At 69.5% G+C, this 26512-nt stretch carries 23 protein-coding genes; 13 read left to right on the top strand and 10 right to left on the bottom strand.

What is annotated here, in order from left to right:
• Window positions 1-23: 23 nt before the first annotated feature.
• Together ACT6XY_RS01840 and ACT6XY_RS01835 are read right to left on the bottom strand one after the other, a co-directional pair.
• Complete coding sequence (locus ACT6XY_RS01840) at window positions 24-668, bottom strand: 2-hydroxychromene-2-carboxylate isomerase (protein WP_444746643.1); 645 nt, start codon at window positions 666-668, stop codon at window positions 24-26.
• The gene (locus ACT6XY_RS01835; RefSeq protein WP_444746642.1) at window positions 668-1402 is read right to left on the bottom strand and encodes an SDR family oxidoreductase; all 735 of its coding nucleotides are present in this window, start codon (window positions 1400-1402) and stop codon (window positions 668-670) included. The genes ACT6XY_RS01840 and ACT6XY_RS01835 overlap by 1 nt, the downstream gene beginning before the upstream one ends.
• Window positions 1403-1571: 169 nt before the next feature.
• Between ACT6XY_RS01835 and pyrH the strand changes: the two genes are divergently transcribed.
• From pyrH to lpxB, 12 genes are all read left to right on the top strand, one after another.
• Entirely contained in the window at window positions 1572-2288 is a 717-nt protein-coding gene (gene pyrH, locus ACT6XY_RS01830; RefSeq protein WP_444746641.1) for a UMP kinase, read from the top strand.
• 56 nt (window positions 2289-2344) lie between these two features.
• Window positions 2345-2911 carry a ribosome recycling factor gene (gene frr / locus ACT6XY_RS01825; protein WP_444746640.1) on the top strand — a complete coding sequence of 189 codons (567 nt, stop codon included), beginning with the start codon at window positions 2345-2347 and terminating at the stop codon, window positions 2909-2911.
• Between the two features lie 19 nt (window positions 2912-2930).
• Window positions 2931-3698 carry an isoprenyl transferase gene (locus ACT6XY_RS01820; protein WP_444746692.1) on the top strand — a complete coding sequence of 256 codons (768 nt, stop codon included), beginning with the start codon at window positions 2931-2933 and terminating at the stop codon, window positions 3696-3698.
• Between the two features lies 1 nt (window position 3699).
• Window positions 3700-4548, top strand: coding sequence for a phosphatidate cytidylyltransferase (locus tag ACT6XY_RS01815; RefSeq protein ID WP_444746639.1), 849 nt, complete (start codon window positions 3700-3702; stop codon window positions 4546-4548).
• Window positions 4542-5720, top strand: a complete 1179-nt coding sequence (dxr, locus tag ACT6XY_RS01810) for a 1-deoxy-D-xylulose-5-phosphate reductoisomerase (protein WP_444746638.1) — start codon at window positions 4542-4544, stop codon at window positions 5718-5720. The genes ACT6XY_RS01815 and dxr overlap by 7 nt, the downstream gene beginning before the upstream one ends.
• A gap of 55 nt (window positions 5721-5775) precedes the next feature.
• Window positions 5776-6918, top strand: a complete 1143-nt coding sequence (gene rseP, locus ACT6XY_RS01805; RefSeq protein ID WP_444746637.1) for an RIP metalloprotease RseP — start codon at window positions 5776-5778, stop codon at window positions 6916-6918.
• Between the two features lie 214 nt (window positions 6919-7132).
• A complete protein-coding gene (gene bamA / locus ACT6XY_RS01800; protein WP_444746636.1) occupies window positions 7133-9658 on the top strand; it encodes an outer membrane protein assembly factor BamA in 2526 nt (841 codons plus the stop codon).
• A 48-nt stretch (window positions 9659-9706) separates the two neighbouring features.
• Complete coding sequence (gene lpxD, locus ACT6XY_RS01795; RefSeq protein WP_444746635.1) at window positions 9707-10765, top strand: UDP-3-O-(3-hydroxymyristoyl)glucosamine N-acyltransferase; 1059 nt, start codon at window positions 9707-9709, stop codon at window positions 10763-10765.
• Between the two features lie 2 nt (window positions 10766-10767).
• Window positions 10768-11223, top strand: coding sequence for a 3-hydroxyacyl-ACP dehydratase FabZ (fabZ, locus tag ACT6XY_RS01790; protein ID WP_444746634.1), 456 nt, complete (start codon window positions 10768-10770; stop codon window positions 11221-11223).
• A gap of 3 nt (window positions 11224-11226) precedes the next feature.
• Window positions 11227-12078 (top strand): acyl-ACP--UDP-N-acetylglucosamine O-acyltransferase, encoded by an 852-nt coding sequence (gene lpxA / locus ACT6XY_RS01785; protein ID WP_444746633.1) that lies wholly within the window; start codon window positions 11227-11229, stop codon window positions 12076-12078.
• Window positions 12071-12922, top strand: coding sequence for an LpxI family protein (locus tag ACT6XY_RS01780; RefSeq protein WP_444746632.1), 852 nt, complete (start codon window positions 12071-12073; stop codon window positions 12920-12922). The genes lpxA and ACT6XY_RS01780 overlap by 8 nt, the downstream gene beginning before the upstream one ends.
• Complete coding sequence (gene lpxB, locus ACT6XY_RS01775; RefSeq protein ID WP_444746631.1) at window positions 12919-14082, top strand: lipid-A-disaccharide synthase; 1164 nt, start codon at window positions 12919-12921, stop codon at window positions 14080-14082. The genes ACT6XY_RS01780 and lpxB overlap by 4 nt, the downstream gene beginning before the upstream one ends.
• A 60-nt stretch (window positions 14083-14142) precedes the next feature.
• Here lpxB and gltA read toward each other — a convergent pair whose 3' ends face one another.
• Together gltA and gltX are read right to left on the bottom strand one after the other, a co-directional pair.
• Window positions 14143-15441, bottom strand: coding sequence for a citrate synthase (gltA, locus tag ACT6XY_RS01770; RefSeq protein ID WP_444746630.1), 1299 nt, complete (start codon window positions 15439-15441; stop codon window positions 14143-14145).
• A 166-nt stretch (window positions 15442-15607) separates the two neighbouring features.
• Window positions 15608-17026 carry a glutamate--tRNA ligase gene (gene gltX, locus ACT6XY_RS01765; protein ID WP_444746629.1) on the bottom strand — a complete coding sequence of 473 codons (1419 nt, stop codon included), beginning with the start codon at window positions 17024-17026 and terminating at the stop codon, window positions 15608-15610.
• A gap of 113 nt (window positions 17027-17139) precedes the next feature.
• Here gltX and ACT6XY_RS01760 point away from each other — a divergent pair, with 113 nt between their 5' ends.
• The gene (locus ACT6XY_RS01760) at window positions 17140-19416 is read left to right on the top strand and encodes a ComEC/Rec2 family competence protein (protein ID WP_444746628.1); all 2277 of its coding nucleotides are present in this window, start codon (window positions 17140-17142) and stop codon (window positions 19414-19416) included.
• Between the two features lie 7 nt (window positions 19417-19423).
• Here ACT6XY_RS01760 and lexA read toward each other — a convergent pair whose 3' ends face one another.
• The 6 genes from lexA to ACT6XY_RS01730 all read right to left on the bottom strand — a co-directional run bounded on the left by lexA (window position 19424) and on the right by ACT6XY_RS01730 (window position 26169).
• Window positions 19424-20116, bottom strand: coding sequence for a transcriptional repressor LexA (lexA, locus tag ACT6XY_RS01755; RefSeq protein WP_444746627.1), 693 nt, complete (start codon window positions 20114-20116; stop codon window positions 19424-19426).
• Window positions 20117-20227: 111 nt separating this feature from the next.
• Window positions 20228-21430 (bottom strand): molybdopterin molybdotransferase MoeA, encoded by a 1203-nt coding sequence (locus ACT6XY_RS01750; protein WP_444746626.1) that lies wholly within the window; start codon window positions 21428-21430, stop codon window positions 20228-20230.
• A 3-nt stretch (window positions 21431-21433) separates the two neighbouring features.
• The gene (gene moaC / locus ACT6XY_RS01745; protein ID WP_444746625.1) at window positions 21434-21919 is read right to left on the bottom strand and encodes a cyclic pyranopterin monophosphate synthase MoaC; all 486 of its coding nucleotides are present in this window, start codon (window positions 21917-21919) and stop codon (window positions 21434-21436) included.
• A 63-nt stretch (window positions 21920-21982) separates the two neighbouring features.
• The gene (locus ACT6XY_RS01740; protein WP_444746624.1) at window positions 21983-22651 is read right to left on the bottom strand and encodes a DsbA family oxidoreductase; all 669 of its coding nucleotides are present in this window, start codon (window positions 22649-22651) and stop codon (window positions 21983-21985) included.
• A 27-nt stretch (window positions 22652-22678) separates the two neighbouring features.
• Window positions 22679-24265: an AMP-binding protein gene (locus tag ACT6XY_RS01735; protein ID WP_444746623.1), complete on the bottom strand. Its 1587-nt coding sequence runs from the start codon at window positions 24263-24265 to the stop codon at window positions 22679-22681.
• Between the two features lie 62 nt (window positions 24266-24327).
• Entirely contained in the window at window positions 24328-26169 is a 1842-nt protein-coding gene (locus tag ACT6XY_RS01730; protein ID WP_444746622.1) for an extracellular solute-binding protein, read from the bottom strand.
• Between the last annotated feature and the right edge of the window lie 343 nt (window positions 26170-26512).

The following is a 26512-nucleotide window of genomic DNA, read 5'->3' as shown; positions in this document are numbered from 1 at the left end:
CCCTTTTTCTTTGGCGCGCCGCGTCAGGCGGCCAGCGCCTCCTCGACGTCGCGCAGGCGATCCTTGCCGAAATACATCTCGCGTCCGATGAAGAAGGTCGGCACGCCGAAAGCGCCACGGCCGACGGACGCCTCGGTATTGGCGATGAGCCCGGCCTTGACGTCCGGTGCCTGGGCCGCCTCCAGCAAGGCCGCGCCGTCGAGACCGGAGGCGTCCATGGCGGTCTTGAAGACGGCGGGGTCGTCCATCTTCTTCGGCTCGACCCACATGTGGTGGAAAGCCGCCTCGACATAGGGGCCGAGGCGCCCCTCCTTGTCCATCGCCACCGCCCCGCGCATGAGCATCAGCGTGTTGACGGGAAAGAACGGGTTCATCTTGAAGCCGGTCAGCCCATGGCGGGCGATGAAGCGGGCGATTTCCAGCCGTTCGTAGGCGAGCTTGTTGCGGATGCCGGCGAAGGCCTCGAAGGGCGAGCGGTTATGGGTCGCCTTGAAGATGCCGCCGAGCAGCACCGGCACGTAGCGCAGGGTCGCGCCCGTCCGCTCGGCGATGCCGGGCAGCACCTTGTGGACGAAATAGGCATTGGGACTGCCGACGTCGAAATGGAATTCGACCAGCCTGGGTCCGTTCAGCGACATGGGCGCCTCGTCGTCGGCATCTGTGTCCATCACCATGTCTCCCCGTAGGGCCGGATGTCGAGTTCGTGTGTCCACGCATCACGCGGCTGGCCGTGGAGCTGCCAGTAGGTCTCGGCTATCGAAGACGGGTTCATCAATTCGTCCGGCGCAACGTCGTCGAGGCCGGTGCGCTCGCGCCGGAGGTTGCGCACGAAGGGGGTGTCGACGCCTGCGTCGATGACGAGATGGGCGACATGGATGTTCTTTGGCCCGAGTTCGCGGGCCATGCTCTGCGCGAGAGCGCGCAGGCCGAACTTGGCGCTGGCAAACGCGGCGAAGCCCGACCCGCCGCGCAGGCTGGCCGTGGCGCCAGTGAAGAAGATGGAGCCGCGGCCCCGCGGCACCATGAGCCGCGCCGCCTCCCTCCCGGTAAGGAAACCGCCGTAGCAGGCGAGCTCCCAGACCTTGCGAAAGACCCGCTCGGAGGTGTCGAGGATCGGAAAGCGGACATTTCCGCCGACATTGAAGACGCAGACCTCCAGCGGCGCATGGGCGTCCGCCTCGGCGAGGAAGGCGGTGACCTCATCCTCGCGGCGCGCGTCGAGGCTTCGGCCATAACAGGTCCCGCCGGCGGCGGTGATTTCCTGCTCGAGCGCCGCGAGCCTGTCGCCGTTGCGGCGGCCGGCGAAGACCGCATAGCCGCCGGCGGCGAAGCGACGGGCGATGGCGGCTCCGATATGGTCTCCCGCGCCGACGACGGCGACGCTGGCCTTCGGGTTCGGCATGCGCGGGGCTCCGGTGTTGACGGGGTGGGCGAGGGGGCAGCCTATATCGTGTATCAGCACGATGCCAAGGGCGGGGAGCGCGGCGTCTCGGCTGTTGCGCCCGGCGGTCATTCCGCTAAACCCGGCGGACCAAACATCTCAGACGGCGATGACGAATCGGGGGAACGATATGGCCGGGCCACGCTACGGGCGCGCGCTGGTGAAGGTGTCCGGCGAGGCGCTGGCGGGCGACCAGGAGTTCGGGTTCGACGCACCGACGATGAAGACCATCGCCGAGGACCTCATCGCGGCCGCCAGGGCCGGCACCGGTATCGCGGTCGTGGTCGGCGGCGGCAACATTTTCCGTGGCCGGCAGATCGCCGGGATCGGCCTCAGCCGCGTCGACGCCGACGCCATCGGCCGTCTGGCGACCGTGATGAACGCCATCGCGCTGGCCGGCCAGATCAATGCGCTCGGCCATCCCGCCATCGCCCTCTCCGCCGAGCCGGTGCCGGAGGCCCTCGACGTCTACACGGTGCGCCATGCGCTCGCCCATCTCGCGGCGGGCAAAATCGTCGTGCTCGGCGGCGGCATCGGCGTGCCTCTGCTGACCACCGACACCACCGCCACCATGCGCGCCGTGGAGCTCGGCTGCGACGTCGTGTTGAAGGGCACCAATGTCGACGGCATCTATTCGGCCGATCCCAAGCGCGACCCCACCGCGGTGCGTTTCGACCAGCTCACCGCCGACGAGGCGATCGCGCGCGATCTCAAGGTGATGGACACGGCCGCCTTCGCGCTTGCCCGGGAGAACCGTCTTCCGATAATCGTGTTCTCCCTCGATGCCCCCGGCGCCGTCGCGTCGGTGCTGGCGGGCGAGGGCCGATGCACCGTGGTCACCGTCTGACCGCGCCAGTGACCTTCCCGCGGATCCGTCCGCGCAATCTCCAAGAGGCGTACCCCATGGCCGCGTCCCCGACCTTCGATCTTGGCGACCTCACGCGTCGCATGCAGAGCTCGATCGCATCCTTCAAACACGAACTGGGCACGCTGCGCACCGGCCGCGCCTCGCCGAACCTCCTGGACCCGATCCAGGTCGAGGCCTACGGCCAGTCGATGCACATCAACCAGGTCGCGACCGTGAGCGTGCCGGAACCGCGCCTGCTCTCCGTCCAGGTCTGGGACCGCTCCATGGTCGGCCCGGTGGAGAAGGCGATCCGCGAGTCGAGCCTCGGCCTCAATCCGCAGACCGAGGGCCAGGTCATCCGCCTGCGCATCCCCGAGCTGACCCAGGATCGCCGCAAGGACATGGTCAAGGTCGCGCACAAATATGCCGAGGGCGCGCGCGTGGCGATCCGCCATATCCGCCGCGACGGGATGGACATCCTGAAGGCCAAGGAGAAGGATCACTCGATGAGCGAGGACGAGAACGTCCGCGCCGCCGACCAGGTCCAGAAGGAAACCGACAAGCACATCGTCGAGATCGACCAGCTGCTCGCGCAGAAGGAAAAAGAGATCATGACGGTCTGAGGCGGAAACGGACATGACCATGGTGGACCGACAAGGCCTGGCCGCTGAACAGGGTGTCGCCGAGGCGGCGCCCGCGGCGCTGCCGCGTCATGTCGCCATCATCATGGACGGAAACGGCCGGTGGGCGAAACAGCGCGGCCTGCCGCGAATCGAGGGCCACCGGCGCGGCGTCGACGCCTTGCGGCGCACGCTGCGGGCGGCCCGCGAGATCGGGATCGAGACTGTGACGGTCTATTCCTTCTCGTCGGAGAACTGGTCGCGTCCGCCCGCAGAAGTGTCGGCACTGATGGGCCTGCTCAAGCGCTTCATCCGCAACGACCTCGCCGAACTGCACGAGGCGGGGGTGCGCGTGCGCATCGCCGGCGACCGCGACAGCCTCGAGCCCGACATTCGCCTGCTGCTGACGGAGGCGGAGGCGCTGACCCGTGGCAATACCCGCCAGACGCTCATCGTCGCCTTCAACTACGGCTCGCGCCAGGAGATCGCCGCAGCCGCGCGGGCGCTGGCGGCGGAGGTGGCGCGGGGAGAGCGCACCGCGGAGAGCATCACGCCCGAGGCCATCGAGGCGCGGCTCAGCACGGCCGGCACTCCTGATCCGGACCTCGTCATCCGCACCTCCGGCGAGATGCGGCTGTCCAATTTCCTCATGTGGCAGTCGGCCTACGCCGAACTCGTCTTCCAGCCCATCCTGTGGCCCGACTACGGCCGCGAGGCGCTGATGGAGGCCCTCGTCGAATATGGTCGCCGCGAGCGCCGCTACGGCGGCCTCGGCTCCGTCGGCGCCTGACATGCGGCCCGACCAGCGCCCCGCGGGCGCCTTCTCCGATCCGGACCTGAAGAAGCGCGTCGTCTCGGCGCTGGTACTCATTCCGGTCGCGATCTTCACCGCCTGGCTCGGCGACTGGCCCTTCGCCATCCTGTGGCTCTGCGGCGCGGCGCTGGTGCTGCGGGAATGGAACCGGCTGGTCCTGCCCGAGGCGCCGCCGGCTCTCTATGCCGGCGAACTCGTCGCGCTCACCGCCGCGCTCGGCCTCGAGCGGTACTTCCTCAATCCCGGCTTCGCCATGGTGGCCCTCGGCGCCGGCGCCGGCGTCGCTCTGGCGCTCAGCCCGCAGGGGCGATCCCGCTGGGCGATCGCGGGGCTCCTCTATGCCGCCGCCGTGGTGCTCGGACCGACCATCCTGCGGGACGACAATGCACTCGGGTTCGTCGCTATCCTCTGGCTCTTCGCGGTTGTCTGGGGCACCGACGTCGCCGCCTATTTCGCCGGCCGCTCCATCGGCGGTCCGAAGCTGTGGCCGCGCCTGTCGCCGAAGAAGACCTGGTCGGGGTTCATCGGCGGGACGCTGCTGGGAACGGCCATTGCCCTCGTGGTGGTGCGGCTCGCCGGCATTCCCCTCAGCATCGGGCTCGCGATCGCCACCTGGGTCATCGCGGCGCTGAGCCAGGGCGGCGACCTCTTCGAGTCCTCGGTCAAGCGGCGTTTCGCGGCCAAGGATGCGGGATCGCTCATCCCTGGCCATGGCGGCGTCATGGACCGTCTCGACGGCTTCCTCGTCGCCGCGGTCGCAGCGGCGGCGCTGGGGCTGATGCGCGGCGGATCGGCCAACCCCGCCGCCGGGCTGCTGGTGTGGTGAGCGTGCGCCGCCTTACCATCCTCGGTGCCACGGGCTCGGTCGGCACCAGCACGATGGACATCGTCGGGCGTCACCGCGACCGTTTCGCCGTGGAGGCGGTGACGGCCAATGGCGACGCGGCGGGTCTTGCCCGCATCGCACGCGATTTCGGCGCCCGTTTCGCCGCGGTGGCGGATGAAGCCGCCTATCCGGCGCTGAAGGAGGCCCTTGCCGGCAGCGGCATCGAGGCGGCGGCGGGCCCCGCGGCGGTGGCGGCCGCGGCGGCGCGACCCGCCGACATGGTCGTCGCGGCGATATCCGGCGCGGCCGGTGTCGAGCCGGTGCTGGCCGCGATCGGGCAGGGGACGACGGTCGCGCTCGCCAACAAGGAGAGCCTCGTCGCTGCGGGCACGATGGTGATGGGGGCCGCGACGGCTGGAGGCGTCGCCATCCTCCCCGTCGATTCCGAGCACAACGCCGTCTTCCAGGCGCTGGCGGGCTCGCGCATGGAGGATGTCGAGACCGTCTGGATCACCGCGTCAGGCGGCCCCTTCCGGACCTGGGACGCGGCGGCGATCGCTGCGGCGCGGCCCGAGGACGCGCTCAAGCACCCCAACTACGCCATGGGCGCCAAGGTAACGGTCGACTCGGCCGGCCTGATGAACAAGGGGCTCGAGCTCATCGAGGCGCACCACCTGTTCTCGCTGCCGCCGGAGCGGCTGAAGGCGCTGATCCACCCCCAGCAGGTCGTGCACGGCATGGTCGGTTATCGCGACGGGTCGATCGTGGCGCAGCTTGGCGCCGCCGACATGCGGGTGCCGATCGCCCATTGCCTCGGCTTTCCGGAGCGGATCGACGGACCGTCGCGGCGGCTCGACTTCGCCGCCATCGCGACACTGACCTTCGAGGAACCCGACCTCGTCCGCTTCCCGGCCCTGCGCCTCGCCATCGAGGCGATGACAGCCGGAGGGAGGGCGCCGACCGTGCTCAACGCCGCCAACGAGGTGGCGGTGGAAGCGTTCCTCGCCCGCGACATCGGCTTCTGCGACATCGCGCCGCTCGTCGAGGCGGTCCTCGCGGCGGAAGGCGTCGGCCCCGCTCCGGCCACATTGGACGATTTATGGTTGATTGACCATGCCGCCAGACAGCGGGCGAGGGCCACTATGCTTAACGCCCGGGCTGCGGCATCTTGAACGTGGGAGGGTATGAGTCTCGGATTTCCGCGGCTGATATCCATGGGACATCGCAATGAACGTCGTTTCCGCTCTGGGCGGATGGGGCCAGACCCTGATCTGGACCATCATTCCGTTCCTGTTCGTCCTGACCGTCGTGGTGTTCTTCCACGAGCTCGGGCACTTCTGGGTGGCGCGCCGCAACGGCGTGCGCGTAGAGGTGTTCTCGATCGGTTTCGGGCGCGAGCTGGTGGGCTTCAACGACCGGCACGGCACCCGCTGGAAGCTGTGCCTCATTCCCCTCGGCGGCTACGTGAAGTTCTACGGCGATGCCGACGCGGCCTCGACGCCCGATTTCGACGCGGCCTCGGCCATGACCGAGACCCAGCGCTCGGAGAGCTTCTTCCACAAATCCATCGGCCAGCGCGCCGCCATCGTGGCGGCCGGGCCAATCGCCAACTTCATTCTCGCCGTCGTCATCTTCGCCGGCGTCTTCACCCTCTTTGGCAAGCCGATCACCCAGCCGCGGGTGGAGACGATCGTCGCCGACAGCGCCGCGCAGAAGGCCGGGTTCCAGCCGGGTGACCTCGTCCTCGCCATCGGCGGCCGGCCGATCGAGAGCTTCTCCGACATGCAGCGCATCGTCGGCTCCAGCGCCGGCGAGACTCTGACGATCAAGGTGCAGCGCGACGGCCGCGAGCTCGACCTGACCGCCGTCCCGACCGTCTTCGAGTTCAAGGACCGCTTCGGCGGCACCCACCGCATCGGCCGCCTCGGCATTTCCCGCTCGAACCAGCCGGGCGACACGCAGATCCGCCGCTACGATCCCTTCACCGCGACCTGGATGGGCATGAAGGAAACGTGGTTCGTGGTGGAGCGCACCTTCGCCTATCTCGGCGGCGTCGTGATGGGCACGCAGAGCGCCGACCAGCTCGGTGGTCCCATCAGAATCGCTCAGGTCTCGGGCGAGGCCGCGCAGATCGGATTCGTGGCCCTCCTGAGCCTCGCGGCTCTCATTTCCGTGTCGATCGGCCTCCTCAATCTCTTCCCCATTCCGATGCTCGACGGCGGCCATCTCGTCTTCTACGCGATCGAGGCCGTGCGCGGCCGTCCGATGAGCGAAGGGGCCCAGGAAATGGCGTTCCGCTTCGGTTTGGCGCTGGTTCTGATGCTGATGATCTTCGCCACCTGGAACGACATCCGGGGGCTCGTCGGCTGATGGCAGGCGTGGCGAACCGGCAACGGATTTCGAAAAACCGGCCGGGCCGGGGCGGTGCGGTTTGCACTCCCGGACAAACCGGTTACAAGCGTGTCGCCCGGGCGGAATCCACGGGTGGTTCGCGTTCGCGTGAAACCGACATACCAAACAGACAGGCGCGTGCTTCATGACTTCTTTCGCTCGGACGGTCCGAACGGTCGTGATCGCAGGGACGATGACCGCAGTGGGCGTGGTGATGGCCACGACCGCGGGCATGGTGCTCTCGACAGAGGTGAATGCGCAGTCGGCGAGCGGCATCGTCGTGCAAGGCAACCGCCGCATCGAGGCGGATACGGTCCGTTCCTACTTCCGCACCGGCCCCGGTGAGCCGCTGACCGCCGCCCGTGTCGACGAGGCCATCAAGGCCATGTACGCGACGGGCCTGTTCCGCGACGTCCGCGTCAGCCGCCAGGGCGGCCGCCTCGTCGTCCAAGTCGCCGAGAACGAGGTCATCAACCGGGTCGTCTTCGAGGGCAACCGCCGCCTGAAGACCGAGCAGCTGCAGGGCGAGATCGAGTCGCGGGCCCGCGGCACCTTCTCCCGCGCCACGGTCCAGTCCGACACCCAGCGCCTCTACGACGTCTATCGCCGCACCGGCCGCTACGAGGTCGAGATCGTGCCGAAGACGATCGAGCAGCCGAATGGCCGCATTGACCTGATCTTCGAGATCACCGAGGGCAAGAAGGCCGGCGTCCGCGCCATCAATTTCGTCGGCAACAACGCCTTCGGCCGCCAGCGTCTGCTGGACGTGATGTCGACGGCCGAGACCGGCATCCTGTCCTGGCTCAAGTCCAACGACGTCTATGACGCCGACCGCCTGAACGCCGACCAGGAGGCCATCCGTCGCCTCTACCTGCGCGCCGGCTACGTCGACATGCGCATTCTCTCGGCGCGCGCCGACTTCGACCAGGCCGCCAACTCGTTCAACATCGTCATCGAGATCGAGGAAGGTCCGCAGTACCGGATCGGTTCGGTCGACGTGCAGTCGAACATCCGCGACGTCGAGGGTTCGACCCTGCGCGGCGCCGTGAAGACCCAGCCCGGCGCCGTCTACAACGTCGAGCTTGTCGACAAGTCGCTCGAGGACGTGACCCTCGAGGTCGCCCGCCGCGGCTATGCCTTCGCCTCCGTCCGCCCGCGCGGCGAGCGTGACCCGTCGACGCTGACCGTCAACCTCGTCTACGTCGTCGAGGAAGGCCCGCGCGTCTATGTCGAGCGCATCAACGTGCGCGGCAACACCCGCACCCAGGACCGCGTCATCCGCCGCGAGTTCGATATGGCCGAGGGCGACGCGTACAACCGCGTGCTCGTCGACCGCGCCGAGCGTCGCCTGAAGAACCTCGGGTTCTTCAAGGAAGTGAAGATCACCACCGAGCCGGGCTCGGCCGCCGACCGCGTGATCGTCAACGTCGAGGTCCAGGACCAGCCGACGGGTGCCTTCTCGATCGCCGGTGGCTACTCGACTGCGGATGGCTTTATCGCCGAGGCCTCCGTCGAAGAGCGCAACTTCCTTGGTCGCGGCCAGTTCGTTCGCCTGGGCGGCATGTTCGGCCAGCGCTCGCGCGGCATCAACTTCTCCTTCACCGAGCCCTTCCTGATGGACTACCGTCTGTCGGGTGGCTTCGACCTGTTCTACCGCCACACCAGCCGCGCCACCTATCAGCCGTTCGAGTCGACCTCGTACGGCGGCACGCTGCGCCTCGGCATCCCGATCACCGAGCAGTTCGCGGTCCAGCTGCGCTACAGCGCCGTGTCGCAGCGGATCTCCATCCGCGACGACCAGACGAACTGCTACAGCAGCTACACGGGCCCGCTGCGCCAGTACAACAACAACGGCACGCTCTCCTATTTCGAGGGCGGCGACCCGCGTGCTGCTGCTGCCGGCGTCGACCAGGGTGCTGCCTCGCTGGCTCCGGACGGCACGATCAACACCGCCGGCCTCGGCCGTGCCTACAACTGCCTCGACGACGGCGAAGTCTCGGGGGCGCTGCGCGCCATCAACAACCGCACGCGCTTCATTTCGATGCTCGGCTATTCGCTGATCTATTCGAACCTCGATCGTGCCATCAATCCGAGCCAGGGCCTCTACGCCGAGCTGCGCCAGGACGTGGCCGGCATCGGCGGCAACGCCCGCTTCGTCCGTACCACGGGTGACGCGCGCTACTACCACGACCTGACCAACGACTGGATTGCCATGCTGCGCGTCCAGGGTGGCCACATCGCCGGTCTCGGCGGCAAGCTCGACTCGGTGGACCAGTTCTTCATGGGTCCGGAGCTCGTGCGCGGCTTCCAGACCGCCGGTATCGGTCCGCGCGACTTCGCGATCCGCAACGCGGCGGCCGGTGTGCCTCTGGACCGGGCGGCCGACGCGGTCGGCGGCACGATGTACTGGGGCGCCTCGGCGGAGGTCACCTTCCCGATCACGTTCCTGCCGAAGGATTTCGGCATGCGCGGCGCGCTCTATGCGGATGCCGGCTCGGTGTGGGGCTACAGCTCGATCAACTCGTTCAATACGGGCGGGACGAACCTGCTGGTCGACCTCCAGGGGTCGGAAGCCCACAAGATCCGCTCGTCCGTGGGTGTCGGCCTCCTGTGGAACTCGCCCTTCGGCCCGATCCGCTTCGACTACTCCTTCGTCCTCTCGAAGGCGAGGGGCGACCAGACGCAGGCCTTCCGCTTCTCGGGCGGCACGCGCTTCTGACCGTCGGCGTCCCTGTCCAGGGGCGCTGCGGTCCCTGGCGGGATGATCATGACGGAACCCCAGTTCCTTGTTCCGGCCGAGGCGATGACCGTCGCCTCGGTCGCGGCTTTTCTGAAGGCCGAATGGGTCGGCGGCGACGGCGACCGCGCCATCGGCCGTGTTTCGGCGCTCGCCAACGCCTCGCCCGACAGCCTGACCTTCCTCGACAATTCCAAATATGCCGATCAGCTCGCGGCGACGCGGGCCGCGGCCTGCCTCGTCTCCGGCCGGCAGCGGGACCTCGTGCCGGCGGGCGTCGCGGCCATCGTCGTCGCTCATCCGCACGCGGCCTTCGTCTCTGTGTCGCGCAAGCTCTATCCGCAGGCGCTGCGTCCGCAGTCGCTGTTCTGCGCCACCGGGATTTCGCCGGGCGCGATGATTCACCCCTCCGCGAGGCTTGAGCCGGGCGTGGTGGTCGATCCGGGTGTGGTCGTCGGGCCGCAGGCCGAGGTCGGGTCCGGCACACTGCTGGCGGCTGGCTGCGTCATTGGACCGGGGGTGCGGATCGGGCGCGACTGCGCCATCGGTCCCCATGTCTCGCTTGTTCACGCGCTGCTCGGCAACCGGGTCATCGTCCATGCCGGCGTGCGCATCGGCCAGGACGGTTTCGGCTTCGAGCTCGGCCGGCAGAAGCACGCCAAGGTACCGCAGGTCGGGCGCGTCATCATTCAGGACGACGTGGAGATCGGCGCCAACACCACGGTGGACCGTGGCCACGTGCTCGATACCGTGATCGGTGAGGGCACCAAGATCGACAACCTCGTGCAGATCGCCCACAACGTCGAGATCGGCCGCCACTGCGTCATCGTCAGCCAGGTCGGCATTTCCGGCTCGGCGCGTTTGGGCGATTTCGTCATGCTGGGCGGGCAGGTCGGCGTCAACAACCACGTCACCGTCGGCCACGGCGCCCAGATTGCCGCCACCTCCATCGTCAAGGATGATGTGCCCGACGGGGCGCGCTGGGGCGGCCGGCCGGCCAAGCCGGTGCGAGACTGGTTCCGCGAGATCGCCGCGGTGGAACGGTTGGCGCGCGCAAGGCCCGCCGACAAGGACGAGGGGGCTTCCTGACGATGAACGAGACGACGACCAGCATCGATACGGCCGGCATCCAGAAGATTCTCAGCGTGCTGCCGCACCGCTATCCGTTCCTGCTCATCGACAAGATCGTCGACATCCGCGGCGATGAATTCGGCATCGGCATCAAGAACGTCACGGCCAACGAGCCGCAGTTCATGGGTCATTTCCCTGGCAACCCGATCATGCCCGGCGTCCTGATGATCGAGGGCATGGCCCAGACCGGCGGCGTCATGGCGCTGACCTCGGTGGGCGGAACGGGCAAGCTCGTCTTCTTCATGACCATCGACAAGGCGAAGTTCCGCAAGCCGGTCACGCCCGGGGACCGGATCGAGTATCACATGACGAAGATCGCCAAGAAGCGTAACATCTGGTTCTACCGCGGCGAGGCCATGGTCGACGGCAAGCTGGTCGCGGAAGCCGAACTTTCGGCCATGCTGGCGGACGCCTGACCCATGACAAGCCGCGCGACCGAGATCCATCCGCTGGCCTATGTGGCACCCGCGGCCCGGCTGGGGCAGGGTGTCAGCATCGGTCCCTTCTGCACGGTGGGCCCGGACGTGGAGATCGGCGACGGCGTGACGCTGCACTCCCACGTCAATCTCGACGGCCATACGACCATCGGGGCGCGCAGCGAGATCTTTCCCTTCGCTTCCATCGGGACCGCGCCGCAGGACCTCTCCTACAAGGGCGACCCGACGACTGCGAGCGTCGGCGAGGATTGCGTCATTCGCGAGAGCGTCACGGTCAACCGCGGCACGCCGAAGACCGGCGCCACGACCATCGGCGACCGCTGCTTCCTCATGGCCTATGCCCATGTCGCCCATGACTGCCGGGTCGGCAACAACGTCATCTTCGCCAATGCGGCAACCATCGGCGGCCATGTGAAGGTCGGCGACTACGTCTTCCTCGGCGGCCTCTGCGCGGTCCACCAGTTCACCCGCATCGGGGATTTCGCCATGGTCGGCGGGGTGACGGGCGTCAAGGACGACGTCATCCCCTACGGCATGGCCTTCGGCGCCAATGGCACCTCGGGCGAGCTGATCGGCCTCAACGTCGTCGGCATGAAGCGCCGCGGCCTCAGCCGCGACGACGTGCGCACCGTGCGGGCCTGCTACGAGACCCTGTTCTACGGCGTCGGCACCTTTGCCGAGCGCCTCGCCGACGCCACGGCCGCTTATCGCGACCACCCCGCTGCCGGCCGCCTGATCGCCTTCATCGAGGCCGGGGAGAAGCGGCCGGTGATGATGGCCGCGCCGAAGAAGACCCGGGTGGCCGGCGCGGGCCCTTCCGCCACCGATGAGTGAGACGAGCCCGCTCGGCATTATCGCGGGGGCGGGGAGCTTTCCTCTCGCCCTGGCGCGGGCGGCGACGGCCCAGGGGCGTCCGGTCTTCGCGCTCCTGCTGAAGGGCATCGCCGGCCCGGACCTTCAGGCCTTTCCGCACGCCTGGATCGGCATCGGCCAATTCGGCACCATGGTGGCGCAAGCGAGGAAGGCCGGCTGCCGCGATCTCGTGCTGATCGGCTCGCTGGTCAGACCCAACCTCTGGACGACGGTGCCGGATCTCGGCGGCCTGCGCGTGCTTCCGGACATCGTCCGGTTGTTCCGCGGCGGCGACGACCATCTCCTGCGCGGCATTGCCGGCATTTTCGAGCGCCACGGCTTCCGCCTCCTCGGCGCGCACGAGGTGGCACCGGAACTGCTGATGCCCGACGGCCCTCTCGGCGGGGTGCGGCCGGCCGCGGCCGACCTCGAGGACATCGCGCTCGCCCGAAGCGCCATCGCGGCGCTCGGCCCCTACGACGTCGGGCAGGGCATGGTGATCGGCAACCGCCGCATCGTCGCCGTGGAGGGCGCCGAGGGCACCGACGGGATGCTCGACCGCTGCGCCACCATGCTGGCTGCCGGGCGGCTGAAATGGCCCCGTGGCAGCGGCCTGCTCGTCAAGGCGCCGAAGCCCGGCCAGGACCGGCGCATCGACATGCCTGCCATTGGCCCCGATACGGTGGCGAAGGCCGCCGCCGCGGGGCTGAAGGGTATCGCGGTCGTCGCCGGATCCACCCTCGTGGTCGACGTGGAGGAGGTCATCCGCCTCGCCGACAGGCACGGCCTCTTCGTCGTCGGTGTTCCCGCCGGCGAAGCGCCATGACGCAGCCGCTCGACGTCTTCATCATTGCGGGCGAGGAATCCGGCGACCAGCTCGGCGCCCACCTGATGGACGGGCTGGTGGCCTTGCGCGGCGCGCCGGTTGCCTTCCGCGGTGTCGGCGGACGGCGGATGGGGGCGCGGGGCCTCGACTCGCAGTTCCCCATGGTGGAGATCGCGCTCTTCGGCCTCACCTCCATCATCGTCCACATTCCCCGCGTGCTCCGGCGCATCCGCGAGACCGTTGCGGCGATCCTGGCGCGGCCGCCGGACGTGCTGGTGCTGATCGACGCACCGGGCTTCAACCGGCGGGTGGCGCGGCGGGTCCGCAAGGCGCGGCCTGACATTCCCGTCGTCTTCTACGTCTCGCCGACGGTCTGGGCCTGGCGGCCGGGACGGGCGGCGGAGATGCGCTCCTATGTCGACCAGCTTCTCGCCCTGCTGCCGTTCGAGCCGGACGTCCACCGCAAGCTCGGCGGGCCGCCGACGAGCTATGTCGGCCATCCGATCAGCGAGCGGCTCGCCGAGATCAGGCCCGGCCCGGACGAACTGCTGAGGCGCGATGCGGCGCCACCCCAGGTTCTCGTGCTCCCCGGGAGCCGTCGCAACGAGATCACGCGTCTCTCTGCTCTCTATGCGGGGGTGCTGGCGCGGGTGGATGCCAGGCTGGGGCCGATCGACTGGGTGCTGCCGGCGGTCGCCCAGCATCGCGACCTCATCGCGCAAGAGGTGTCGTTCTGGACGGTGAAGCCGCGCATCATCGATGGGGAGGATGCGAAGTTCGCCGCCTTCCGTTCGGCAAGGGCTGCCCTCGCCTGTTCGGGGACCGTGACCCTGGAGCTCGCCGTCGCCGGCGTGCCCCAGGTCGTCGCCTATCGCACCGGCTGGCTCGAAGCGCAGATCGCCCGCCGGCTGATCACGGCTGAGACGGCGGTGCTGGCCAACCTCGTGCTCGGCGAGAAGGTGGTACCGGAATTCCTGCAGGAAGAAGGGACGGTGGAGGCGGTCTCGGCCGCGCTGGCGTCGGTCATCGTCGACGGTCCGGAACGACGGCGCCAGGTGGAGGCCTTCGCCCGCCTCGACACCGTAATGGATTTTTCGGGCGAGGCGCCGAGCGTCAGGGCCGGACGGATCGTGCTCTCGGCTGTCCGCCCCACCCCGTAACGCGAACGGGGCGCCGAAGCGCCCCGCTGAACCATGCTTGCAGGCGGATGCCCGCCGGGATCACTTGCGCCGGGAAATCGGCGTGTAGTCGCGGCGCGGCTCGCCCGTGTAGAGCTGACGCGGACGGCCGATCTTCTGCTGCGGGTCCTCGATCATTTCCTTCCACTGGGCGATCCAGCCGACGGTGCGGGCGAGGGCGAAGAGCACGGTGAACATGTCGGTCGGGAAGCCCATCGCCTTGAGGGTGATGCCCGAATAGAAGTCGATGTTGGGATAGAGCTTCTTCTCGATGAAGTAATCGTCCGACAGGGCGATGCGCTCCAGTTCGACGGCGACGTCGAGCAGCGGGTCGTCCTTAATGCCGAGCTCGCCGAGGACCTCGTGGCAGGTCTTCTGCATGATCTTGGCGCGCGGATCGTAGTTCTTGTAGACGCGGTGTCCGAAACCCATCAGGCGGAACGGATCGTTCTTGTCCTTCGCCTTGGCGACGAATTTCGGAATGTTCTCCACCGAGCCGATCTCGCCGAGCATCTTCAGCGCGGCCTCGTTGGCGCCGCCGTGGGCCGGGCCCCAGAGGCAGGCGATGCCGGCGGCGATGCAGGCGAAGGGATTGGCGCCCGAGGAGCCGGCAAGGCGAACGGTCGAGGTCGAGGCGTTCTGCTCGTGGTCGGCGTGCAGGATGAAGATGCGGTCCATGGCGCGGGCGAGGACCGGATTGGCCTTGTAGTCCTCGGCCGGCACGGAGAAGCACATGCGCAGGAAGTTCGACGCATAGTCGAGCGAGTTCTGCGGATACACGAAGGGCTGGCCGATCGAGTACTTGTAGGCCATGGCGGCCAGCGTCGGCAGCTTCGCCACGAGGCGGATCGAGGAGATCATCCGCTGGTGCGGATCGGCGATGTCGATGGAGTCGTGGTAGAAGGCCGAGAGGGCGCCGACAGCCGCGACCATGACGGCCATCGGGTGGGCGTCGCGGCGGAAGCCGGTGAAGAAGCGGCTCATCTGGTCATGCACCATGGTGTGGTGCGTGACGCGGTAGTCGAAATCGGCCTTCTGGGCAGCGGTCGGCAGGTCCCCGTAGAGCAGCAGGTAGCAGGTCTCGAGGAAGTCGCCGTGCTCGGCGAGCTGCTCGATCGGGTAGCCGCGATAGAGCAGGACGCCCTCGTCGCCGTCGATATAGGTGATCTTGCTTTCGCAACTGGCGGTGGAGGTGAAGCCCGGGTCGTAGGTGAACATACCGGTCTGCGCATAGAGCTTGCCGATATCCACGGTCGACGGGCCGACGGTGCCGTTGGAAATCGGCAGCGGGATGGTCTTGTCGCCAAGAGTGAGTGTCGCGGTCTTTGCGCTTGCGGACATCGGCAACCCCTTGAATTTCCTATCTGAATATGCGTGCCCGCCCATGGTGCCGAACACCTGTCGCGCCCTCAAGACCGGATAGACGCTTTTTGACCATGCGGCAAGCGCGTGGGGCTGCGTAGGCCCCGCCTTGCGACATAGGTATGACGGGCTCGCAGGCGTGCCGTCAGGCGCTCATCTGGTCGGCGATGCGGGCGAGGCTTTCCTCCCGGCCGAGCACCTCGAGCACGTCGAAAATGCCGGGCGAGGTGGTGCGGCCGGTGAGGGCCGCGCGCAGCGGCTGGGCCAGCATGCCGAGCTTGACGCCGCGTGCCTCGGCCTCGGCGCGCACTGCCGCATCGGCTGCCGCAACCGTCCATTCGGGCAGCGCCGCGAGACGCTGGTGGAGCGCTGCGAGGTGGGCGCGCGCGTCCGGGGTCAGCAGGGCGGCGGCCTTGTCGTCGACCGCGAGGGGCCGGCTGGCGAGAATGAAGCCGGCGCCGTCGATCAGTTCGAGCACCGTCTTGGCGCGCTCCTTGATGCCGGGCATGGCCTTCATCACCTGGGCGCGCCGCTCCGGCGTGAGAGCCGCGGCGATCTCGGACCCGCCGTCGATATGGGGCAGGATGTCGTCGATGGCGGCAAGCAGCCGGTCATCGGCAGCGTGTCGGATGTAATGTCCGTTCACCGCCTCGAGCTTGGCGAAGTCGAAGCGCGCCGGCGAGCGGCCGACGGCGGAGAGGTCGAAGGCCTCGATCATCTCCTCGGTCGAGAAGAACTCCTTGTCGCCCTGGCTCCAGCCGAGGCGCACCAGATAGTTGCGCAGCGCCTCCGGCAAATATCCCAGCGCGCGGTACTGCTCGACGCCGAGCGCGCCGTGGCGCTTGGAGAGCTTGGCGCCGTCCGGCCCGTGGATGAGCGGGATATGGGCCATGGCCGGCACCGGCCAGCCCAGGGCCTCGTAGATCTGCGTCTGGCGGGCGGCATTGGTCAGGTGGTCGACGCCGCGGATGATGTGGGTGATCCCCATGTCGTGGTCGTCGACGACCACGGCATGCATGTAGGTGGGCGTGCCGTCGGAACGCAGCAGCACGAGGTCGTCGAGGTCCTTGTTGGGGATGACGACCCGGCCCTGGACGAGGTCGTCCACCACCGTCTCGCCATCCTGGCGCGCCTTGAGCCGGATCACCGGCTTGATGCCGGCGGGAGCCTCGGCGGGGTCGCGATCGCGCCAGCGGCCGTCATAACGGGGTGGTCGGCCCTCCTTCATGGCGAGGGCCCGCATCTCGTCCAGCTCCTCGGGGGAGGCATAGCAGTGGTAGGCGCGGCCGGCGGCCAGCAGCTGGCGCGCCACCTCGGCGTGCCGCTCGGCGCGGGCAAACTGGTAGATCGTCTCGTCGTCCCAGCCGAGGCCGAGCCATGACAGGCCGTCGAGAATCGCGTCGATCGCCTCGGTGGTCGAGCGCTGGCGGTCGGTGTCCTCGATGCGCAGCAGCATCTTGCCGCCGGTCTTCCTGGCGTAGAGCCAGTTGAACAGCGCGGTGCGCGCGCCGCCGATGTGCAGAAAGCCCGTCGGGGAGGGCGCAAAGCGGGAGACGACGGTCATGATTCTTCCGAAGACGACAGGGGAAGCCGGGCCGCGTTAGGCTCGGCGCCGGAAAGCGCGTGGCTGTAGCATGTTGTGAACGGCTTGGGGAGCGGCCCCATGGGTGCGCGGCGTTGAGAGGGCGGGCGAAAGCCATCGCCGCCGTGCTGGCCGGCCGGGGTGCCGCGCCGGCAGGTGTCGCCGTCTCGCCCGTCATTGAGGCGTGGCGCGGCCGTGTCCTCGCCTGGGGCGCCCTCGAGCTCGAGCGCGGTCGTGCCTTCCTGATGCTGCCGGTGGCGATGGGCGGCGGAATCCTCCTCTATTTCGCGGCCCCCGAGGAGCCGTCCCTCGTAGCGCCGCTGGTCCTTCTTGCAGGCCTCGTCGTCCTCGCGTTCCGTCTTCGACGCCGCTACGGCGCCTTCCTCGTCGCGACGGGGCTCGCGGCGGTCGCGGCCGGCTTTGCGGCGGCAACGGTGAAGACCCGCGTCATGGCCCATCCCGTGCTCGCAGCGGAGAGCGGGCTCCTGCGCATCGAGGCCTGGGTGGAGGGCGTCGAGAAGCGCGAGGGTGGCGACCGGCTGACGCTGCGGGTCATCGGCGTCAGCCCGGCTCTCGACCGCGCGCCACAGCGCATCCGCGTCACCAGCCGCACGCGCACCACGGTATCCGCGGGCCAGGCGGTGACGCTGTCGGCGCGGCTGCGGCCGCCCGCCGATCCCGCCGCGCCCGGCCAGTACGATTTCGGCCGCGACGCCTATTTCCAGGGTCTCGGCGCGAGCGGATTCGTCGTCGGGCCCGTTACGCCCGGAGCGACCGGAGCCGACGCCATCGCTCCCTGGCCGGTGCGTTTGCGGGCCGCCCACGAGAGCCTGCGCGGCGCCATCAGCGAGCGCATCCGCGCCGCCATCCCCGGCACGTCCGGCGCCATCGCCGACGCGCTGGTTACCGGCCGCCGCGATGGCATCCCCGAGGGGATCAACGAGGCCATGCGGGCCGCCGGCACCTACCATATCCTCTCCATCTCCGGCTTCCACATGGCTCTCGTGGCGGCGCTCGTCTTCGCCCTGGTGCGCGGCGGCCTCGCGCTCGTGCCGGCGCTGGCCCTGACCCGCCACGTGAAGGCCTGGGCGGCTCTGGCGGCGCTCGCGGTGGCGACTGCCTACCTCGTCATCTCCGGCGCGGAGGTGGCGACCCAGCGCTCCTGGATCATGATCGCGGTCGTGCTGGTCGGCGTGGCGCTGGACCGTGGCGCGCTGACGCTGCGCACCCTGGCGCTGGCGGCGCTCGCCGTGCTCGCCATCGCGCCGGAGAGCCTGCTGGGCCCGAGCTTCCAGATGTCCTTCGCCGCGACGCTCGCCCTCGTCGCCGGCTACGTCACCTTGAGGCCCTGGGCCGAGCGCAACTCCGGCGACCCCGCAGGCATCGGGCGCTCGCTGCTCCTCGTCACCAACGGCATCATCGGGCTCGCTGCCAGTTCCTTCCTCGCGTCGCTGGCGACCACGCCCTATGCGGCTTTCCACTTCAACACGGTCCATCTCTACGGCGTGGCCGGAAACCTCCTCGGCGCGCCGATCATCGAGTTCGTGGTCATGCCTCTCGAAATCCTCGCCCTGCTGCTCTGGCCCTTCGGCTGGGACAGGCCGGTGTGGGCATTGGCCGGCCTCGGCATCGACCTCTTCGTGAAGACGGGCGAGTGGGTTGCGTCCTGGCCCGGCGGGCGGATCATCGTGCCCTCGCTGCATCCGGCAGGGCTCCTCATGTTCTCGGCCGGCTTCATCGTCGTCGCGCTCCTTTCGACCCCGCTCCGCTGGCTCGGCCTTCCGGCGGTCGCCCTCGGCCTCGCGCTCGCGCCGGCCGGTCAGCGGCCGCTCATCCTCATCGACGGGGAGGGGGCGACGGTCGCCGCCCGCGCTCCTGACGGCCGCCTGCGGGTCGTCTCCGCCCGCGGAAACCGCTTCGCGGTCCAGCGCTGGCTCACCGCCGAGGCGGACGGCCGCAGCGCCGCCGACGAGAGCCTGCAACAGGGGGTTCGCTGCGATCCGCTCGGCTGCGCCATGCCGCTTGCGGGCGGCGGGCGCATCGCCGTGCCGCGCCACCCGGACGCTGTGGCTGACGATTGCCGGGAGGCGCGGATCGTGGTGACGCGCCAACCGGTGCCGGCGGGCTGTCCTGCGACCATCGTGGACCTGCGCGCCATCGCCTGGACGGGAGCGGTGCGCATCCACGGCGGGGAGAGCGGCCTCGGAGTCGAGGCCGCCCGGCCGGAGGGCGCCGACAGGCCCTGGTTCCGGCCGCGCCCGGCGGGCGAGGCGCTGCGCCTCATCCGACCGCCTGCAGGCGCCACGCAACCTGCGCCTGCGCCGCAGGCCCCGGCCGAACCGCAGGACGACGATCCAGAGCCGGCTCAGTAAAATTCGATCAGTAGCGCCGGATCAGCCCGACGAGCTTGCCCTGGATCTGCACGCGGTCCGGGCCCAGAACGCGGGTCTCATAGGCGGGGTTGGCCGCCTCCAGCGCGATGGAGGTTCCACGCTTGCGCAGGCGCTTCAGGGTCGCCTCCTCGTCGTCGATGAGGGCGACGACGATGTCGCCGGTCTCGGCGCTGTCACCCTTGCGGATGAGGGCGAGGTCGCCCTCGAGGATGCCCGCCTCGATCATCGAATCACCACGCACTTCAAGGGCATAGTGTTCGCCGCGGGCGAGCATTTCAGGAGGAACCGAAATCGTGGACGTTCGCTGCTCGATGGCCTCGCGCGGCACGCCGGCCGCGATACGGCCCATCAGGGGCACGGCCACCGGCATCACCACGTCATCGTCCTGCGACGGCGGGCGGGCGCGGCCGAGAGAGCCCTCGATGACGCTCGGAGAGAATTTGCCGCGGGCAGGGCCGGCGGACTGCTCGGGCTGACGAATCACCTCCAGCGCGCGGGCGCGATTAGGTAGCCGGCGAATGAACCCGCGCTCCTCCAGCGCCGTAATGAGGCGATGAATGCCCGACTTGGACTTCAGGTCCAGCGCCTCCTTCATCTCGTCGAAGGAGGGGGGCACGCCGCTTTCCTTCAACCGCTCCTGGATGAAGCGGAGAAGTTCATGTTGCTTGCGTGTCAGCATCGGTTCCCGTCCCCTGCAGTGCCGTCGGCCGACTCAACCGAACAGATCATGAACAATCACTATCTGTTCTTTATGTGTTCCGCAACCGTTGAGATCCGGTAAAGGCGGTGCCTAGCTGTCGAGGCGGATGATCCGACACGGGCTGCCGGCCGCGGCGGCGGGGGCGTGCGGGGGCCGGAGGATCAGCGCCTCGGCCTCGGCGAGCACCCGGATCATCGAGGAATCCTGCACGGGGAAGGGGGTCGCCACCAGCCGACCGTCGCGCACGGCCAGCGTCGCCCTGAGATGGTCGGCCCGCAGGTCGTTGGCCGGCACGTCCGCACCGAGGACGGCTTCTTCCGCCTCGTCGGCCGAATCGCCGCGCCCCGCGAGGCGCAGCAGCAGCGGCCGCAGGAAGAGCATGGCGCAGACGAAGGAGGCGACGGGATTGCCCGGCAGGCCGAGGAGCCGCATGGGGCCGAGGTCGGCCATCATCAGCGGCTTGCCCGGCCGCATGGCGATCTTCCAGAATCCGAGGGTCGCGCCCTCCGTGGCGATGACCTGCTGCATCAGGTCGTATTCGCCGACCGAGGCGCCTCCGGAGGTCACCAGGATATCGTGGCCCTGGCTGCGGGCGAGGCGGACGCGGGCGAGCGTCTCGTCGAGCCGGTCGGGAGAAATGCCGAGGAGCGTCGGCTGGCCGCCGGCCCGGTGGACCACGGCGGCGAGCGCCAGGGCATTGGAGGAGACGATCTGCCCAGGCCCGGGCGCAGTGCCCGGCTCCACCAGTTCGTCACCCGTCGACAGGATGGCAACGCGGGGCCGGCGGTGGACCGGTACCGTGGCATGGTTCATGGCCGCGGCGAGGGCGAGGCGGCGCGGATTCATCAGTGTTCCCGCCGAGAGCCCCGTCAAGCCCTCGCTGAAGTCGAGACCACGGCGGCGGATGAACTTGCCGGGCCGTGCGCTGCCGGCGATGACGACATGGTCGCCCTCGCGCCCGACATCCTCCTGCATGACGACGACGTCGGCTCCGGCGGGAACGGGGGCGCCGGTGAAGATGCGCACGGCCTCTCCGGGGGCGACGCTGCCCGCGAAGCTGCGGCCGGCCGCCGACTCGCCGATGACCCGCAGCCGTCCGGGAAGATCCGCGGCGCGGACCGCATAGCCGTCCATAGACGAGACGTCGTCCGGCGGCTGGCTGCGGCCGGCGACGAGGTCACGGGTGAGGACGCGGCCGTCGCAGTCGCCGACTGCGATCCACTCCTCGGGAAGGGGCTGTGCACCCGCCAGGACGCGCGCCAGCGCCTCGTCGACGGGAAGCAGGCCGGCCATCGCTCAGTCCGCCCTGTAGCTGCCGGAGGCGCCACCCGTCTTCTCGACGACGCGGACCGCCTCGATCCGCATGCCGCGGTCGACCGCCTTGACCATGTCGTAGACGGTGAGACAGGCGACCGAGACCGCGGTGAGCGCCTCCATCTCGACACCGGTCTGGCCGGATACCTTGACCGTCGCGCTCACCCGAACGCCCGGCAGCGCGTCGTCGGGGGTCAGGTCGACGGCGACCTTGGTGAGGAGGAGCGGGTGGCAGAGGGGAATGAGCTCATGCGTGCGCTTGGCCGCCATGATGCCGGCGAGGCGGGCGGTGCCGAGCACGTCGCCCTTCTTGGCGTCACCGGCGCGCACCAGCGCCAGCGTTTCCGGCTTCATCACCACCGCGCCCACCGCCACGGCGGTGCGCTCCGTCGCCGGTTTCGCCGAAACGTCGACCATGTTGGCCGTGCCGCTCGCGTCGAGATGGGTGAGGGTCTTTGACTGTGCCATGAACCGCACCTAGCGCCTTCGCGAGGGGTCTGCAACGGCCTGCCCGCCCGGGCGGGCAGGCCTTCAGGCCGCGACCTCTGCCGCAGCCTGGCGGATGGCGCCGGCGATCGTCTCCGGGGCTTCGGCGCCGGCGATGCCGTAGCGGCCCGCGACGATGAAGAAGGGCACGCCTGTGACGCCGATGCGCTGGGCCGAGGCATATTCGCGCTGCGTTCGCTCGACGTCGGCGTCGGTGGGGAAAAGTTCGGCCAGCAGCGAGGCGTCGAGGCCGCAGGCGGCGCCGATGGCGATCAGCTCCTCGTCGTCGGCGAGATTGCGCCCCTCCACGAAGAAGGCGGTGAACAGGGCCTCGACCACGCGGCCCTGGATGTCGGGCGAGCGCGCCCAGAGGATCAGCCGATGGGCGTTGAGCGTGTTCGGTGCGACCGCGATGCGATCGAAGTCGAAAGGAATGCCCTCCTCGGCGCCGATGCCGGTGAGGCGCTCGTGGATCTGGCGGATGCGCTCTGGGTCGCCGAACTTGTCCAGCATGTACTGGCGCCGCGGCTTGCCCTCCGGTGGCAGGTCCGGGGCAAGCTGGTAGGGGCGCCAGTGGATTTCGGTGGGGACGTCCGGGACGAGCGCCAGCGCCTTTTCCAGCCGGCGCTTGCCGACGAAGCACCAGGGGCAGACGACGTCGGAGACGACGTCGATCGTCAGCGCAGGCGGGGTCGTGGATGGTGTGTCGGCCATGGCGGGCTCCCGGGGCAAAGCCCAGATTTAATACCCCGCCGCCGCCCGCGCCACACTCAGGAGCTGTGCAAGGGCGGAATGGGCATCGCCCAGCGGGTCAAGGATGGGCTCGGGTTCGCGCGGGCGGGTATCCTCGAAGGGCAGCTGCCCGGCCTGACGGGTTCCGCCGGGGATGGCGAGAGGTGTGACCCCGGTCTCCAGGAGGCGGCCGGCGAGGCCCGCGATCGCCCGGCCGTCACCGACGACGCCCGAGACGCGGTCGCCGAGGAGGGCGTCGGGCCGGATCACCGGCGCAATCTCGCCGCCGGCCTCGACATAGGCGGCGCGGATCGCGCTCTCGGCGAAGCGTCGCCCGCCGATGGAGACGACTCCCGGCTCGCGGGAGCCGATGGAGAGGGTCTTGCGCGGCTTGTCGGCGGCGGCAGGAAGCCCGGTGTCGCGGAAGCCCTCCTCGTCCACGGACCAGAAGGGGGGAACGCCGTTCTCGGCGCCGGGCGGAAAGGCGGCGCGCGGAACCATGGCGCCACGCAGCTCGAGCCGTCCTTCGGGGCCGACGCGCGATTCGATGAGCACCGGCGACTGGCCGCCGGAGGTGTGGGTGTCCGGGCCCAGCATGATCGCACCCGCGCCGTCCTTCAGGGCGCGGGCGACCGCGGTTTCGCCGATGCCCAGGAAGACGTCGACGGCGAGGCCCTCGGCAATCGCCTCGGCGAAGGCCTGGGGCTCGACGGGACGACGGGAGAAGAGGGCGAGATGGCGCAGCGAGGGCCGCTGGGCGAGGGGTGCGGAGACGACGGCCGCTGCGGCGGCGGCCGGCAGGACGGCATGGGTGGCGCCGTCGGGTGCGAGCCGGTCGACGACGATGCGCAGGGCGAGCGGCGGATGGGCGACAAGCGTGCCGCCGGACATGAGCCAGGGCACGACCTGCAGGGCGAGGCCGGCGAAGCAATCGGGAGCCAGGGTCGCGGCGAAGACGGAATGCTCGTCCGGCACGCCCGCCATAAAGGCAGCGAGGCCGCCGGCGATCAGCTCGTTGTGGCTGCGGGCGACGGCGATATGGCCTTCGGCCACGGCGTCGGCGGTCACCACCGCGACGTGGTCGGCCGGATTGTCGGGCCGGGCGACCTCGACCCGCTCGGCCGGCGCCGGGTTTGCCAGCACGTCGTCCAGCGGAATGACGCCGTCAAGCGCGGGGCCGCCCAGCGACAGGACGAAGCGGACGGAAAAGGTTTCGGCCGCTGCGAAACGCATCATGTCGGCGCAGTCGACCGGACCGGCGCGGCCGGCCGTGAGGATGGCACGTGCGCCGATGCGCTGGAGATGGGCGGTCGTCTCGCGGCGGCCCCAGCCGAGGGGGATCGGCGCGGCGACGAGGCCGGCGCGCAGCAGCGCCAGGAACGAGATGATCGCATCGCTGGAGAGCGGGAACTGCGTCGCCACGACCGCATCGGTCGGCAGGCCCATGTCCCTGAGGCGGCCGGCGAGGGCGTCCACGAGGCCGTCGAGCTCGGCCCAGGAGAGCTGCCGCGGCTCGCCGCCGATGAGATGGGGGCGGTTCGGCGCGTCGGAGAGGGCCCGTGCCGTCGGGCGGATTTCGGCGGCGCGGCGCAGCAATGAATCGAGCGTCGCGCGCCCCGCAAGGCCCGACGCCTTACCCTTCCTGCCGCGCCCCAGAATCACTGTCCGTCAGCCCCACCGGCGTCACGACGCCACCACGTCTCAACGAGATAGCCGAAAACGGATGATTCGGCAGGCACGCCGATGTGATTCCAGCGGGCGATCCACTGGGACGGCTGGTGGAACAGCGGCACCCAGTAGAAGCCGGAGGTCACGACCCGGTCGAGGGCCCGCGCCGCGGTGACGAGATCCTCGCGCCGGCGCGCCTCCACGATGGCCTCGACGAGGCGGTCCACCGCCGGATCGGCGATGCCGGGCAGGTTGCGGCTGCCAGGCGACTGGCCGGCGGCGACGCCCCAGTAGAAGGCCTGCTCGTTGCCGGGGGAGAGCGAGGTGTTCCACCAGCGGTAGTCGACCATGTCGAAATCGTAGTCGCGGAGCCGCCGATCGTATTGCACGGCGTCGACGTTGCGCACGGCCATGCGGATTCCGGCGCGCTGGAGGAAACGCTGGTAGGTGAGGGCGAGACGCTCCTGGTCCCGCGTCGCGACCAGGAACTCGAAGGTGAAGGGGCGCCCGGTGACGGCATGGCGCATGGCGCCATTGTCGAGGCGCCAGCCGGCGGCCGCGAAGAGCGCCAGGGCCTGCCGCAGGCGGTTGCGGTCGCTGCCCGTGCCGTCGGAGACGGGTACGGCGTAGGTCCCGTCGAGGACGTCCTCCCGCACCCTGGCGCCCGCCGCGGCGAGGAGCCGCCGTTCCTCCTCCGTCGCGCCCCGGCCGCGGGCGGAGAGCTCGGAGCCCTCGAACAGCGACTGGGTGCGCTCGAAGCCGCCGGCATAGAGAGCCCGGTTTGTCCACTCGAAGTCGAAGAGGAGGCCCAGCGCCTCGCGGATCCGCACGTCCTGGAAGGGCGCGCGGCGGGTGTTCATGGTCAGCCCGCGGATGCCCTTGGGCGTGCCGGGGCGCAGCGTCTCGCGGACGATACGGCCCTCGCGCATGGCGGGGAAGTCGTAGCCCGAGGTCCAGCGGCCGGGATCGGTCTCGACGCGGCTGTCGACGAGGCCCTTCTTGAAGGCCTCGAAGAGCGTGTTGCCGTCGCGGTAGAAGTCGAAGCGGATCTCGTCGAAATTGAAGAGGCCGCGGTTGATGGCAAGGTCACGCCCCCACCAGTTCGGGTCCCGCCGGAGGGTGAGGCTCTCGCCGGCCCTGACCTCGCCGATGACGTAGGGACCGGAGCCGACGGGCGGCTCCAGCGTCGTCTCCTCGAAGGTCGCCGGGTCGGTCGCGTGCAGAGGCAGGATCGGCATCAGGCCAAGGATCAGCGGCAGCTCGCGGTCATTGGCGCCGGCGAGGTCGAAGCGGATGGTCCTGTCGTCGAGGAGGTCGACGCTCTTCACCTTGCGGTAGTAGCTGCGGTGGTTCGGCCGCCCGCGCTCCTTCAGGAGTTCGAAGGAGAAGCGCACGTCGGCGGCGGTCACCGGCCGGCCGTCGGAGAAACGGGCGCGCGGATCGACGTGGAAGATGATCCAGGAGCGGTCGTCGGGCAGTTCCAGGCCGGCGGCGATCTGCGGATAGAGGGTGAAGGGCTCGTCATAGGACCGGGCGAGCAGCGTCTCGTAGAGATATTGCCGGGCGCCAGGCACGGGCAGGCCCCGCACGACGAAGGGGTTGAGCGTGTCGAACGTGCCCTGCACGCCAAGGACGATGCGCCCGCCCTTCGGCGCATCCGGATTGACGTAGCGGCGGTGGGCGAGGTCGGGCGCGCTGGCGGGCTCGCCGTGCATGGCGAGCGCCTGACGCACGGGTGCACGCGGCACCTCGGCCGCGGCCGTTGCGGCGGCTCCGGCAGGCGCGATCAGGAGGGCGGCGGCGACAAGGCGGAGGAGGAGGCGATGCAGCATGGGTTCCGGTCGGTTGGGCTGCCTCAATCCCTAGCATGAGGCCGGGTGATTCCGGCTTTTCAACGGGACGGCGAGCCGCTATTGAGCGCGACCAGGGACAGCGCCACCGTGTCGCCACGTTCGGCAGCGACATAGCGCGTCCGAATCCGACCCATTAAGGTCCGGCCCGCCCAGGCTCCCCGCTTGCGCTTCGGACACGATCGAAAGGACCTTTCATGTCGTTCTCCGCCAAAGCCGCGGCTCGCGTCGGTGCAGGCCTCGCTCTCGCGCTGGTGCCCGCTCTCGCCCTGGCCCAGGCGCAGCAGCCGCAGCGCCCGGCGCAGCGTCCCGCCCAGCCGGCTCC

This window comes from Phreatobacter sp. (assembly GCF_052440005.1).
GTDB lineage: Bacteria > Pseudomonadota > Alphaproteobacteria > Rhizobiales > Phreatobacteraceae > Phreatobacter.
Note: the sequence above shows the minus strand (reverse complement) of the source record. Positions and strands in the feature narration are given on the sequence as shown.